Genomic DNA, 13,810 nt, shown 5'->3' with positions numbered 1-13,810 from the left:
CGAATATGACTTATTTGAAAAACATCGAAGAATGTTTTTAGGGGGAGCCCTTTTGGGTTTGGAGGAGTCCCTTCGGGGGGGCCTTTGGGGGAGTACGACGGCGGGGGCGCCCCTCCCGAGAGGGGCGCCCCCGCCGTCGTACGGACCGGTCCGCGCGCTGGTCCTAGTCCTCGTCGTCGCTGTCGATGCCCAGGCCCGGTAGCAGGCCCGGGAGGAGCGGCGGGAGGGTGACGTCCGGCTCGGTGGTCGATGCGGACGTGGACGGGGAGGCGCTCCCGGTGTCCTTCGGCGGGTCGAGCAGGCCGCCGGTGTCGCCGCCGAGCAGGCCGTCGTCCTCGCCGGCGGAGCCGGCCGAGTCACTGGGGCTGCCGCTGCCTGCGCCGCTTTCGTCGGAGGTGCCGCTGCCGGTGCTGGGTGCCGCCGCCGGCTCCGAACCCGGCGAGCCGGGGGACGCCGGACCCGAGCCCTGCCGCTGGCCGCTGCCGCCGCTCCGGGCGGGGGGCTGCGGAAGCAGGGACTGCAGCGGGGCGACCTCTTCGTCTATGGCGTCGAAGACCGACGAGACCTGCTGACTCACGTCGCCGAGCTGGACGGGCAGTCGGTCGCGCAGGGCGCCCCAGGTCTCGCGGTGCGAGCGGGAGAAGGCGGAGAGGGCCTGGATGGGGCCCAGGGAGTCCGGGTCGCGCTGGTACGCCTCGTGCAGCAGGCGGTGACCCTCGGAGGCGTCGTGCTGCATGCCGGACAGGGCGCGGCGGATCTCGCCGACGGACTCGTGGTCGAGTTGGCCGCCGCGGTCCCGCTCCATCAGCCGGCGGGCCTCGCTCAGCCGCGTGGAGGCCTGGTCGAGGTAGGCCTGGCCGCGCTCGTCCTCCCCGTCGGACATGTAGTTGAGCTTGAAGTCCTCGATGCCGCGCTTGAGGCCGTAGAGCGAGTCACCGGGCAGGGCGTCCGAGCTCGCGGCGGCGACTCCGCCGAATGCTCCCGCGGCAACACCGACGCTGAGCCCGCCCGCGGCGAGCCCCTTGGTCAGTCTTGAACGCGGTCGCAGCTTCCCCAGCGGGGACGCCCGGTGAGCTCCTCGTGTCCGAGTGGAACGCTGCTCGGGCAGGGAAGGATCCCTGGCCTCGCCCCCGGCGGTGCCCTCCTGCAGCATGGCCTCGAACCTGGCCACCAGCTGGGCCCGCTGGACGACCTTGACCTCGGGGTCCAGCTCCGGCCTGGGCAATTCGCCGAGACGCTCGGCGAGGGCCATCAGGAGGCCCTGCCCGGTCTGTTCCGCAGCAGCCGGGGACGGTGCCGGTCCTTCGGACTGCTCGGCCGCCGTACCCCGGTCGGACTCCTCCAGGGCCTGGGCGAAGGCGTTCGCCCGCCGGTGCGCCGATACATTTGCGATCACTGGCGGCACCTCCTCTCGTCATGACGGTCGACTCCCCAGGGGGTCCTGAGGGTTGCACGCCCTGACCACATCCACACGATCGAGTGATCGGAGTCGGCCAGGGAGTGACCACAGGGAGTCTGCATCCCGCACAACGAGCGGCGCGGCACTTGGGTTACGGACACCGGATGGTTGGATGGGGTAGTCAACGGACTTTCACCGAAAGCGAGTTGGGTGTTACCGAGTGTGTTCCTTCAGCGGGCGTCGTCCGGCAGGAGCCGGGCGAGGGTACGGACGGCGCGGTACTGGAGGGTCTTGATGGCGCCCTCGTTCTTGCCCATCACGCGGGCGGTCTCGGCGACGGAGAGGCCCTGCAGGAAGCGGAGCGTGACGCACTCCTGCTGCTGGGGGTTGAGTCGCCGTACGGCGTCGAGGAGGGCGGCGTTGGAGAGGGACTCGAGGACCGAGTCCTCGGGGGACCGCTCGACCTCGTTGGCGTCGAGCATCTCGCCGGTCGTCACTTCGAGCCGGAAGCGGCTCGACTTGAAGTGGTCGGCGACGAGGTTGCGGGCGATGGTGACCAGCCATGCGCCGAAGTCGCGGCCCTGCCAGGTGAACGTACCGATCCTGCGCAGGGCGCGCAGAAAGGTCTCGCTGGTGAGGTCCTCGGCGGTCGCCTTGCCTCCCACGCGGTAGTAGATGTACCGGTACACGGTGTCGCTGTACTGGTCGTAGAGACGCCCGAAGGCGTCGGACTCGCCGGCCTGGGCGCGTTCGACGAGATCCATCATTCGGGCGCTGTCGCTGTCCGCGGCCGGACGGCGGGGGGTGGCGGCGCCGGTCGAGCGCCCTCGTCTGCCGACGGCGGCGCTGCCTTCGGCGAGGGCGTAGCAGGGGCCGACCGGCGCGCCGGCCACGGCGAGGGCGGGGACGGCGTACGCGGTTGGGACGGCACAAGCGGTGGGGACGAAGCCGCGCAACAGGGCTTGGACCGTTGCGCGCAGCGTAGCCAGGCCCGAGGCGTCAACCCCGACGTGTGGGTACACGGGACTCCCAGAGGCAGAGCTTCCATCACGTGCAGTGCGGGACCGTTCACCCGTCGTAGCGACGGAGGGGTACCGGTATGCGTCTGAGGAGAATAACGCTTCGTGCAGGCACTGCTACACCCAGTTGCTCAAATCATCGATTACGGCGCTTCCGTAACCGATTGAGGCGGTACCAAGTACCGCAGAGTGACCGGTTGTTGATCGAAATGATTCGTCTTCGGTCTCGGTCCGGGGCGTGTTGTGGCCGTGTGCAGCCAACGCGACCGCACACGGTGTCGAACGGTCCGAGCCGCCTACCGGCGGCGCCGGTGCAGGGCGATCGCCGCCGCCGTGCCGCCCGCCACCGCGCCCACGCCCGCCGCAGCGGGGATGCCGACCTTCGCCGCCTTGCGGCCCGTGCGGTAGTCGCGCAGGCGCCACTCCAGCCGGCGGGCGTGCTTGCGCAGCTTGGTGTCCGGGTTGATGGCGTAGGGGTGGCCGACCAGGGAGAGCATCGGAATGTCGTTGTGGGAGTCGCTGTAGGCGGCGCAGCGGGACAGGTCCAGGCCCTCCGCCGCGGCCAGGGCGCGCACCGCCTCCGCCTTCGCCGGGCCGTGCAGCGGCTCGCCGACCAGCTTGCCCGTGTAGACGCCCTCGACCGACTCCGCCACCGTGCCCAGCGCGCCGGTCAGGCCCAGCCGGCGGGCGATCACCTGGGCGATCTCCACCGGGGCCGCCGTGACCAGCCACACCTTCTGGCCCGCGTCCAGATGGGCCTGCGCCAGCGCCCGGGTGCCGGGCCAGATCCGCTCGGCCATGTACTCGTCGTAGATCTCCTCGCCGATCGACATCAGCTCGGAGACGCGGTGGCCCTTGACGATCGACAGCGCCGAGTCGCGCGCGTCCTGCATGTGCTCGGGGTCCTCGATCCCGGCCAGCCTGAACCACGCCTGCTGCCAGGCGAACCTGGCGAGGTCCCGCGTCTCGAAGAACTTCCGCTTGTACAGGCCCCGGCCGAAGTGGAACAGCGCGGCGCCCTGCATGACGGTGTTGTCGAGGTCGAAGAAGGCGGCGGCCATGTCGTCGCCGAGCACCGGAAACGCCGGTTCCCCACCGGCACCGGAGACGTCCGGGACGTCGGGGACGTCCTGCGACGACTTGCGCGCAGCCTCCGCCGAGGCTTCGCCTGCCAACACGCTCCGCGCCGTGGCGGAGCGCCTACGGGGAGTGAGCCATCCAAGAGCGGCCATGTCGTGAGCATAGCCAGTTTGTTCAGGGCTTCCGGAGTCCTGAGGTTCGGTCGCTGTGAACTCTCCGCGACCGCGCCGTTAAAGAACTGATCTGACCGGGGCTTCCGTCGCTGAGCTGCGGCGCGACAATGGCCGACATGAGTCCCGTCTTCCGCCGAAAGCCCGCCCGGTCCCCCGAGGACCGGCTCGTCACCCTCGTCCGCAAGCCGGGGTGTCATCTGTGTGATGACGCGCAGGCCTTGATCGAGAAGGTGTGCGCCGATCTGGGGGTGCCGTGGGAGCAGAAGGACATCACCGAGGATGCCGAACTCCACGCCCAGTACTGGGAGCAGATCCCCGTCGTCCTGGTCGACGGGGAACAGCACACCTTCTGGCGTGTGAACGAGGAGCGCCTCCGCAAGGCTCTGACCGACTAGAGCGTCCGGTTTGCCCGCGGGCGCAAGAGAGTGGTGGTGCCTGTGCGCCGGTTCCGCACTCGCGCGCCGGGGGCGCGTGAGCCCGGTCACGTTGGCCGGGCAAATCGGACACCATCTTTGTGCACGCGTTCACAAAGACATAGCCTGCATTCGACGGGGCGGTCTAGGTACGTGTGACCGCCTGCAGCCCCGCTCTACCCGCAGGAGCACCGTGGCAACTGGCCGAACTCACCGACCGGCGACCCGTAGCCGAGGGATTCCCGAGGCCACCGTCGCCCGTCTTCCGCTGTACCTCCGAGCCCTCACCGCGCTCTCGGAGCGCTCTGTGCCCACGGTCTCGTCCGAGGAGCTGGCGGCCGCCGCGGGGGTCAACTCCGCGAAGCTGCGCAAGGACTTCTCCTACCTGGGCTCCTACGGGACGCGGGGCGTGGGGTACGACGTCGAGTATCTCGTCTACCAGATCTCCCGCGAACTGGGCCTGACCCAGGACTGGCCGGTTGTGATCGTCGGTATCGGTAACCTCGGCGCCGCGCTCGCCAACTACGGCGGGTTCGCCTCCCGTGGTTTCCGGGTCGCCGCGCTCATCGACGCCGACCCGACAATGGCCGGAAAGCCCGTCGCCGGGATCCCCGTGCAGCACACCGATGACCTGGAAAAGATCATCGAGGACAACGGTGTGTCGATCGGCGTGATCGCGACTCCCGCCGGGGCCGCCCAGCAGGTCTGCGACCGGCTCGTCGCCGCCGGGGTCACCTCCATCCTGAACTTCGCGCCGACCGTGCTGTCCGTCCCGGACGGCGTCGACGTGCGCAAGGTCGACCTCTCCATCGAGCTGCAGATCCTCGCCTTCCACGAGCAGCGCAAGGCCGGCGAGGAGGCCGCGTCGCCCGACGGCGCCGGTCCGGCCGCCGCCACGCGCAGCGAGTCCGCCGACAAGGGACCGGACGGGGACGTGCCCGCCGTGATGCCGGCATGAGTCTCCTCGTCGTCGGGCTGAGCCACCGCAGCGCCCCGGTCAGCGTCCTGGAGCGGGCCGCACTGTCCGCGGACGCCCAGATAAAGCTGCTGCAGGACACCGTCGCCGCCGAGCCGGCCACCGAGGCCGCCGTTCTCGCCACCTGCAACCGCATCGAGCTGTACGCCGACGTGGACAAGTTCCACGCCGGTGTCGCCGAGCTGTCCACGCTGCTCGCCCAGCACAGCGGGGTCGGCCTGGAGGAGCTCACGCCCTACCTCTACGTCCACTACGAGGACCGGGCCGTCCACCACTTCTTCTCGGTGGCGTGCGGGCTGGACTCCATGGTCGTCGGCGAGGGGCAGATCCTCGGCCAGATAAAGGACTCGCTCGCCCGGGCACAGGACCTGCACACCGCGGGGCGGCTCCTGAACGACCTGTTCCAGCAGGCCCTCCGGGTGGGCAAGCGGGCTCACTCCGAGACCGGCATCGACCGCGCCGGGCAGTCTCTGGTCACCTTCGGCCTGGAGCAGCTGTCGTCCGGTACGGCGGTCGAGCAGTGGGCCGCGGGCAAGAAGGCCGTCGTGATCGGCGCCGGCTCGATGTCGTCGCTGGCCGCCGCCACGCTCGCGCGGGCCGGGGTCGCCGAGATCGTGATCGCCAACCGCACCCTGGACCGTGCCGAGCGCCTCGCGCAGATCCTTGCCGAGGGCGACGACACGGACGTGCTGGCCCGCGCGGTACCGATGGAGTCGGTGCCGGTCGAGCTGACACGTGCCGATGTCGCCGTCTCCTGTACGGGGGCGACGGGACTGGTCCTGACCGCCGAGTCCGTCGCGAAGGCGGTCGAGGGCCGGGTCGGGGCACCCGTCGCCGGGCGCGACGGCGGCAGCGGTCGTACGGCCTTGAAGGCGGGTGTACGGGAGGCGGCCCTGCCGCCCACCGGCGTCGGCACCGAGGAGGCCTGTCCGCTGGACCTCTCCGCCGTGCAGGGCACCGCCGGGTTCTCCGTCCTCGGCGAGGCCGCCGTGGCCGGGATGGCCGCCGCCGAGCTGGAGCAGCACGCGGCCTGGGTGGACAACGGCGCCGTCGACGCCCCCGGCCGCGCGCAGCGCACGCAGGCCAGGCCGGGCACCGTCACCGTGCTCGACCCGGCAGCGGACTCCGAGGCGATCGCGGCGCTCGCCGCCGCCGCGGCCGGCGTCGGCCGCATCCCGGAGCGCCGCAGGCCGGAGCCGGTCGCCGAGATCCCGCGTCCCGCGCCCGCGCTGTTCCTCCTGGACCTCGCCATGCCCCGCGACATCGACGCGGCCGTGCACCGGCAGGCCGGAGTGCGGCTCGTGGACATCGAGTCGCTCGCCGAGGCCTCCGCGGACGCCCCGATGGCGGCCGACGTCGACCAGGTGCGGCGTATCGTCTCCGACGAGGTCGCGGCCTTCGGGGCGGCCCTGCGGGCCGCGCACATCACGCCCACCGTCGTCGCGCTGCGCACCATGGCCGCCGACGTCGTGGCGAGCGAGATCGCCCGGCTCGACGGGCGGCTGCCCGGACTCGACGACAAGCAGCGCGGCGAGATCACCCAGACCGTGAAGCGCGTCGTGGACAAGCTGCTGCACGCGCCGACCGTACGAGTCAAGCAGCTCGCGGCTGAACCCGGCGGAGCTGGGTACGCGGACGCGTTGCGCACCCTGTTCGACCTCGACCCCGAGACGGTTGCCGCCGTCTCCCGCGCCGAGGACAGCACCGAGAAGCACGACCAGAACGGCAAGAACCGAGGGCCGGCATGACTGAGCGACGTGAGCCCCGCAGGCGAACCGATCAAAAGGAGCCACTGAGGCTGGGCACCAGGCGGAGCAAACTCGCCATGGCCCAGTCCGGGCAGGTGGCGGACGCCGTGCGCCGGGTGACCGGACGGCCCGTGGAGCTTGTCGAGATCACCACGTACGGGGACGTCTCCCGTGAGCATCTTGCGCAGATCGGCGGCACGGGTGTGTTCGTCACGGCGCTGCGCGACGCGCTGCTCAGGGGTGAGGTCGACTTCGCGGTTCATTCGCTGAAGGACCTCCCGACCACGCAGCCCGGGGACCTCGTGGTGGCCGCCGTGCCGCCGCGCGAGGACCCGCGCGACGTGATCGTCGCCCGCGACGCACTCAAGTTCACCGACCTGCCGCGCGGAGCCCGCATAGGCACCGGTTCACCGCGCCGCATGGCCCAGCTGAACGCGTATGCGCGCGCACACGGCCTCGACATCGAGACCGTGCCGATCCGCGGCAACGTCGACACCCGCATCGGGCTCGTGCACGGCGGCGAACTGGACGCCGTCGTCCTCGCGGCCGCCGGACTGAACCGGATCGGCCGGAGTGACGAGGTGACCGACTTCCTGTCGGTCGACACGGTTTTGCCCGCCCCCGGCCAGGGGGCACTCGCGATCGAGTGCAGGGCGGGGAACACCGCCCAGGACACTGACCTGATCGCGGCGCTCGGTGAGCTCGACGACCCGTTCACACGGGCCGCCGTGACCGCCGAGCGGTCACTGCTCGCCGCCCTGGAGGCCGGCTGCAGCGCCCCTGTAGGCGCGCTGGCCGACCTGCTGGCCGACGGGCAGATTGTCAAGGAAATGCGCCTGCGCGGCGTCGTCGGCACGACCGACGGCACGAGCATGGTGCAGTTGTCCACCACCGGTCCCGTGCCCGAGACGTACGACCAGGCAATGGCGCTCGGCCGTGAACTCGCGGCCGAGATGCTTGCCCAGGGCGCGGCCGGTCTGATGGGGGAGCGAGCACAGTGAGCCCCACCACCTATCCCGTCGGTCCGGAACACGGGCACGTCACCTTCCTCGGTGCCGGACCCGGGGATCCGGGACTGCTGACTCTGCGCGCCGTGGAGGCGCTGGCGAACGCGGACGTCCTCGTCGCCGAGCACGAGGTGCTCGACGTCGTACGTGTGCATGCCAGGCAGGGCGTGTCCGTGGTGAACACGGACGCGGACCCTGCCAGCGACCCGGTTCCGGGCACAGGCACGCCTCAGCTGACGGTTGTTGACGGTGCGTCAACAGCCGCTGGGGTCCCCTCTGTGAGGGATGCCGCACATCTTGTCATGGAGGCCGCGCGGAGCGGCAAGCGGGTCGTGCGTGCCGTGTCCGGGGACCCGGGACTTGATACGTACGCCGCCGAGGAAATGCTCGCCTGCGCCGCCGCGGGTGTGCCGTTCGAGGTCGTGCCCGGTGTCGCCACGGCCGTCGGCGTGCCCGCGTACGCGGGTGTGCCGCTGCGGGACGCCCAGGGCGCGGACGTACGGTTCGTGGACGCGCGGACGGCTTCGGACCGGTGCTGGACCGAGGTCGGGGCGTCGGACGGGACGGTCGTGGTGTCCACCACGCTGGACTCCGTGGCCGCCGCCGCAGGCGAACTGGTGTCCGCAGGACGCAAGCCCGACACGCCGATGACCGTCACCGTAGCCGGCACGACCACGCGTCAGCGGACGTGGACCGCCACGCTCGGCACGGTCGCCCAGACGCTGAAGCAGGCGAAGGTCCTGCCGTCCCCGGAGGGCGGGCGGCCGGTCATAGCCGTGGTCGGTGAGCGTTCCGCCGCGGCTCAGCGTGAGCAGCTCTCGTGGTTCGAGTCCAAGCCGCTGTTCGGCTGGAAGGTGCTCGTGCCGCGGACGAAGGAGCAGGCGGCTTCGCTCTCCGACCAGTTGCGTTCCTACGGCGCCGTGCCGCACGAGGTGCCGACGATCGCCGTCGAACCGCCGCGCACGCCGCAGCAGATGGAGCGGGCGGTCAAGGGACTGGTGACCGGGCGTTACGAGTGGATCGCCTTCACGTCGGTCAACGCGGCCAAGGCCGTGCGCGAGAAGTTCGAGGAATACGGGCTCGATGCCCGCGCCTTCGCCGGTATCAAGGTCGCCGCGGTCGGCGAGCAGACCGCGAAGGCACTCATCGCCTTCGGCGTGAAGCCGGATCTGGTGCCGAGCGGCGAGCAGTCGGCGGCGGGACTGCTGGAGGACTGGCCGCCGTACGACCCGGTGTTCGACCCCATCGACCGGGTCTTCCTGCCGCGCGCCGACATCGCCACCGAGACTCTGGTCGCCGGGCTGATCGAGCTGGGCTGGGAGGTCGACGACGTCACCGCCTACCGGACCGTGCGGGCCTCGCCGCCGCCGGCGGAGACGCGCGAGGCGATCAAGGGTGGCGGGTTCGACGCCGTGCTCTTCACGTCGTCCTCCACGGTGCGCAACCTCGTGGGTATCGCCGGGAAGCCGCACAACGTGACCGTGATCGCGTGTATCGGTCCCGCCACCGCGAAGACCGCGGAGGAGCACGGGCTGCGGGTCGACGTGATGGCGCCCGAGCCGTCCGTCCACAAGCTGGCCGAGGCGCTGGCCGACTTCGGGCTGCGGCGCAGGACCGCGGCACTCGAGGCGGGAGACCCGGTCACGCGGCCGAGTGAGCGTCGGCCGGGAGCGCGCCGGCGTCGTACGACGACCTGACGGAGCGGCGGGGAGGCCGCCCGGACGGCACTCCTCGCCGCAACCCCGTTCGCCGGTACGTCAGTAGGGGTGCCGGTCGGGCTTGAGCTCCCAGGCTTCGTAGGCCTGGGCGCCGAGTTCGGGGTGGATCTGCTCGACGTGGATGCGGCGCTCGGCGAGGGGCTTCTGGAAGTCCTCGTACTGGAAGGCGTCGTCGAAGCCGATCTTCCGCGTGGCATGCAGGTCGCAGCTGTAGTACACGTCGTCGATCCGCGACCAGTAGATGGCGCTCATGCACATCGGGCAGGGCGCGCCGCTGATGTAGATCGAGCAGCCCTGCAGCATCCTGGCCCGCTCCGGTACCGGGTCGGGTGAGCCTTCGGGGCGCGGCACATACTCGAGCGTGCTCTCGTTCTGGTGTTCCGGCGATATCGAAGGAGCCTCGGGGTTCAGGCGCTGCACGGCCTTGCGTATGGTCTCCACCTCGGCGTGCGCGGTGGGGTCGCCGGTGAGCAGAACTCGGTTCTGTCCCCGGGCCACGATGTCGCCGTTCCGGGTGATGACGGCACCGAACGGACCGCCCCAGCCCTCTTCGACGGATTCGGTGGCCAGGCGTACCGCTTCGGCCAGGAACTCCTTGTGACCCATGTCGGACCTCCACCCGTTGCATGTCCCCGTTTGTCCGATAACTCCCCTTTGAATTAGACTACTCCGTATGGGTGTCAGTGCAATCCGTGCCCCGGCCGGTGACGCTGCGACCGTGGTGACCTCGCAGAAAGTGCGGGCAGGCCGCGAAGACGAGTACCAGCGCTGGCAGGAGCGGACCAATCGGGCCGTGAGCGCATTCGACGGATTCGAGGGGACCGAAATGTATCCCCCGGGTCCCGGGGACGAACGCGCATGGGTGGTGGTCTTCCGGTTCTCCGGTATCGACAAGCTGACCGCCTGGCTGGACTCCGGCGAGCGCGGGGAACTGCTCTCCGAGGGCCGTCCGCTGTTCGACGGGACGCCGACACAGGAGGTCCTGGCCGGCGGTGCGCCGACGCCACCCGAGGAGGAAGCCGTCACGGCGGTGATCTCCCATCATGTGCGGCCCGGCCGTGAGGAGGACTTCGCGCGGTGGCAGGACAAGGTCCTCAAGGCCCAGGGGAGGTTCCCGGGTTTCATGGGCACCGAGTTGTTCAAGCCGGTCGAGGGAATCCAGGACAACTGGGTCGTCGTCTTCCGCTTCGACACCCGCGAACACCTCGACGACTGGCTGCGGTCCGGCGTCCGGGCCAAACTCCTGGCGGAGGGGGAGAACTACTTCTCCGCCTACGACGTGCACAAGGTGGGGTCGGCGTTCAGCGGCTGGTTCCGTTTCGGGGAGGGCGCGGACGGCGAGGTCCCGCCCAACTGGAAACAGGCCATGTCGGTGGTGCTGGCGCTGTATCCCACCGTGATGGTCCTGAATCTGACGGTCGGTTATGAGCTGCGCGACCTCGGAATCCCCGGCTATCTGGGCCTGTTCATCGGAAACGTCCTGAGCGTCTCCGCCCTGACCTGGCTGCTGATGCCCCTGGTGAACCGTGCCCTCGCCTTCTGGCTGGTGCCGACACGCGCGCGTTCCGTGCGCATCCATGTGGCGGGGACCGCCGTCGTGGTGCTGTGCTGGGCGCTCTGTCTCCTGATTTTCGGGCTCACGACCGGATGAGGAGCCGTCATGAGCGCAGAAATCGACGGGGAGATCGTCCGGCGGGGCGACGCCGCCTACGACAGCACCTGGTCGGACATGCTGTGGAACAACCTCAAACCACAGCGCTTTCCCGACCTGATCGTCCGGGCCGCCTCGGACCGGGACGTCCCGGCCGCCATCCGGCTGGCCCGCTACGAGGGCCATCGGATCGCGCTTCGCTCCCACGGACACAGCTGGTGCGGCTCACCGCTGCGCGACGGCGGCATGCTCATCGACCTGTCCGCACTCGACGCAAGCGAGATCGACCCGGCCGCACGTACCGCGACCCTGCAACCCGCCCTCAGCGGAAGCGAGTTCGTCGCCGCACTGGCCCAGCACGGCCTCGCCTTCCCCGCCGGGCACTGCGGACCCGTAGCCCTGGGCGGCTTCCTCCTCAGCGGGGGCCTCGGCTGGAACTCCGGCGCCCTCGGACCGGCCGCCGCCAGCGTGCGGGCGGTCGAGGTGGTCACGGCGGACGGCGCCGCCCTCACCTGCAGCCGGGACGAGAACCCCGACCTCTTCTGGGCCGCGCGCGGCGCGGGACCCGGCTTCTTCGCCGTCGCCACCCGCTTCCACGTGACACTGCACGACCTCCCGACAGCCGTCGCCGAGACCACGTACACCTTTCCCCTGGCCGACGTCGAACCGGTGACCCGCTGGGCCACCACGGCAGCCCGGCGGCTTCCGGCGAACGTCGAGGCGTCCTTCATGCTCGCGACCGCCTCCCCGGACGTCATCGCGGCGACGCCGAGGCCCAAGGTGATCAGCTTCACCGGTACCGCCTTCGCCCGCTCGCGCGAGGAGGCCGGCCGCTGCCTGGCACCGCTGCGGAACTGCCCGTTCGCCGAACGCGCCCTGTTCCAGAAGACGGACGAGCCGAAGACCTTCGAGGACCTGTACGGCACGTCGTCCGACTTCTGGCCCCGAGAACACCGCAACGTGGTGGACACCCTGTGGTCGGACACCGGGTACGAGATCCTGCTGCCCGCGCTCGCCGCCGCGGTCGCCGAAGCCCCCTCCGAGCAGTCGCTCGTCCTCGCCCCCCTGTGGCCCGCCTCACGGGACCGCGTCCTCTCGCGCGACATGGCCTTCTCGGTCCTCGGCGAGACCTATCTCGCACCCTTCGCGATCTGGGACGACCCGGCCGACGACGCCGCCAACACCCGCTGGCTGAGGGACACGATGCGGGCCGTCGAGCCCTACGGCACCGGCCACTACGTCGCGGAGGCCGACCTCACCGCCGGCCCGTCCCGGGCCCGGCGGTCGTACACCCCGGACGACTGGGAGCGGCTGCGGGCGCTGAAGGCGGAGTACGACCCGGAGAACGTCTTCCACACCTACCTCACGCCGTGAAGGGGCGGGGCGTCTGCGCGGGCTCCCCCGCGTTCGCCGGGCGGTCGACACGGCGTCGGCAAAGGCGCCTTGGAGGCGGGCGTAGCGTAGGTGCATGACGAAGTACGGATCCTTCCCCGGTACGCGTCCCCGGCGGCTGCGCACCACCCCCGTCATGCGGCGCATGGTCGCCGAGACCCGGCTGCACCCCGCCGACTTCATCCTGCCCGCGTTCGTGCGCGAGGGCGCGACCGAGCCGGTGCCGATCGCCGCGATGCCCGGTGTCGTCCAGCACACCCGGGACAGCCTGAAGAAGGCGGCCGCCGAGGCCGTCGCGGCCGGGATCTCCGGGATCATGCTCTTCGGCGTGCCCGAGGAGGCGAAGAAGGACGCCCTCGGGACGCCCGGCACCGACCCGGACGGGATTCTCCAGGTCGCGATCCGGGACGTGCGGGCCGAGGTGGGGGACGACCTGCTCGTCATGTCCGACCTGTGCCTCGACGAGACGACGGACCACGGGCACTGCGGGGTGCTCGACGAGCAGGGCCGCGTCGACAACGACGCCACCCTCGAACGGTACGCCGAGATGGCCCAGGTCCAGGCCGACGCCGGCGCGCACGTCGTGGGGCCCAGCGGGATGATGGACGGCCAGATCGGGGTCGTCCGGGACGCCCTCGACCAGATCGGGCGCGAGGACGTCGCGATCCTCGCCTACACCGCCAAATACGCGTCCGCGTTCTACGGGCCGTTCCGGGAGGCCGTCGCCTCGTCGCTGACGGGCGACCGGAAGACCTACCAGCAGGATCCGGCGAACGTCCGCGAGTCCCTGCGTGAGCTGGCTCTCGACCTGGAGGAGGGGGCCGACATGGTGATGGTCAAGCCGGCCGGGCCCTACCTGGACATTCTCGCCCGCGTTGCCGACACCGTGGACGTGCCGGTCGCCGCCTACCAGATCTCCGGCGAGTACTCGATGATCGAGGCCGCCGCCGAGAAGGGCTGGATCGACCGGGACCGGGCCATCCTGGAGACGCTGACCGGCATCAAGCGGGCGGGCGCGCAGAACATCCTCACGTACTGGGCCACCGAGGCGGCCCAGATGCTGCGCCGGCCCTAGTGCCGCGTCAGCCGAGGTTCGCCCCGTCGCGACGCCCGGCACGCCCTCTCGCCGCACCGGCCGAAAGCCCGAGTACGTCCAGTACGAGGACTTCCGGCCGGCACGCCGAGAGCACGCACCGGACGCCGCTCCTTGCCGGGCAAACCCTGGCTGACGCGG

General features: G+C 70.8%; 12 protein-coding genes. 8 read left to right on the top strand and 4 right to left on the bottom strand.

The window, feature by feature from the left end:
• Nucleotides 1-163 precede the first annotated feature (163 nt).
• The 3 genes from ACZ562_RS09660 to ACZ562_RS09650 form a co-directional block, all read right to left on the bottom strand.
• Nucleotides 164-1,396, bottom strand: coding sequence for a DUF5667 domain-containing protein (locus ACZ562_RS09660; protein WP_471175648.1), 1,233 nt, complete (start codon nt 1,394-1,396; stop codon nt 164-166).
• 233 nt (nt 1,397-1,629) lie between these two features.
• On the bottom strand, nt 1,630-2,421 hold the full coding sequence (locus ACZ562_RS09655) for an ECF subfamily RNA polymerase sigma factor, BldN family (RefSeq protein ID WP_471175646.1): 792 nt from the start codon (nt 2,419-2,421) through the stop codon (nt 1,630-1,632).
• 293 nt (nt 2,422-2,714) lie between these two features.
• Nucleotides 2,715-3,650, bottom strand: coding sequence for an HAD family hydrolase (locus tag ACZ562_RS09650; protein WP_471175643.1), 936 nt, complete (start codon nt 3,648-3,650; stop codon nt 2,715-2,717).
• 137 nt (nt 3,651-3,787) lie between these two features.
• On the opposite strand from ACZ562_RS09650, the gene ACZ562_RS09645 reads away from it, so the two are divergent.
• The 5 genes from ACZ562_RS09645 (at nt 3,788) to ACZ562_RS09625 (ending at nt 9,512) form a co-directional block, all read left to right on the top strand.
• Nucleotides 3,788-4,066 (top strand): glutaredoxin family protein, encoded by a 279-nt coding sequence (locus ACZ562_RS09645; RefSeq protein ID WP_471175641.1) that lies wholly within the window; start codon nt 3,788-3,790, stop codon nt 4,064-4,066.
• A gap of 211 nt (nt 4,067-4,277) precedes the next feature.
• On the top strand, nt 4,278-5,042 hold the full coding sequence (locus ACZ562_RS09640; protein ID WP_471175639.1) for a redox-sensing transcriptional repressor Rex: 765 nt from the start codon (nt 4,278-4,280) through the stop codon (nt 5,040-5,042).
• Entirely contained in the window at nt 5,039-6,808 is a 1,770-nt protein-coding gene (locus tag ACZ562_RS09635; protein ID WP_471175637.1) for a glutamyl-tRNA reductase, read from the top strand. The genes ACZ562_RS09640 and ACZ562_RS09635 overlap by 4 nt, the downstream gene beginning before the upstream one ends.
• Complete coding sequence (gene hemC / locus ACZ562_RS09630) at nt 6,805-7,809, top strand: hydroxymethylbilane synthase (RefSeq protein ID WP_471175635.1); 1,005 nt, start codon at nt 6,805-6,807, stop codon at nt 7,807-7,809. The genes ACZ562_RS09635 and hemC overlap by 4 nt, the downstream gene beginning before the upstream one ends.
• A complete protein-coding gene (locus ACZ562_RS09625; RefSeq protein WP_471175633.1) occupies nt 7,806-9,512 on the top strand; it encodes a bifunctional uroporphyrinogen-III C-methyltransferase/uroporphyrinogen-III synthase in 1,707 nt (568 codons plus the stop codon). Before hemC ends, ACZ562_RS09625 begins: the two co-directional genes overlap by 4 nt.
• Before the next feature lie 60 nt (nt 9,513-9,572).
• Here ACZ562_RS09625 and ACZ562_RS09620 read toward each other — a convergent pair whose 3' ends face one another.
• Nucleotides 9,573-10,139, bottom strand: a complete 567-nt coding sequence (locus ACZ562_RS09620) for a nucleoside deaminase (protein ID WP_471175631.1) — start codon at nt 10,137-10,139, stop codon at nt 9,573-9,575.
• A 67-nt stretch (nt 10,140-10,206) separates the two neighbouring features.
• On the opposite strand from ACZ562_RS09620, the gene ACZ562_RS09615 reads away from it, so the two are divergent.
• From ACZ562_RS09615 to hemB, 3 genes are all read left to right on the top strand, one after another.
• Nucleotides 10,207-11,184 (top strand): antibiotic biosynthesis monooxygenase, encoded by a 978-nt coding sequence (locus ACZ562_RS09615; protein WP_471175629.1) that lies wholly within the window; start codon nt 10,207-10,209, stop codon nt 11,182-11,184.
• A gap of 9 nt (nt 11,185-11,193) precedes the next feature.
• Nucleotides 11,194-12,558 (top strand): FAD-binding oxidoreductase, encoded by a 1,365-nt coding sequence (locus ACZ562_RS09610; protein ID WP_471175627.1) that lies wholly within the window; start codon nt 11,194-11,196, stop codon nt 12,556-12,558.
• A 94-nt stretch (nt 12,559-12,652) separates the two neighbouring features.
• Nucleotides 12,653-13,651, top strand: a complete 999-nt coding sequence (hemB, locus tag ACZ562_RS09605) for a porphobilinogen synthase (protein ID WP_471175625.1) — start codon at nt 12,653-12,655, stop codon at nt 13,649-13,651.
• Nucleotides 13,652-13,810 lie beyond the last annotated feature (159 nt).

This window comes from Streptomyces sp. NPDC040410, assembly GCF_055595715.1.
This window is presented reverse-complemented; position numbering and strand designations above follow the sequence as displayed.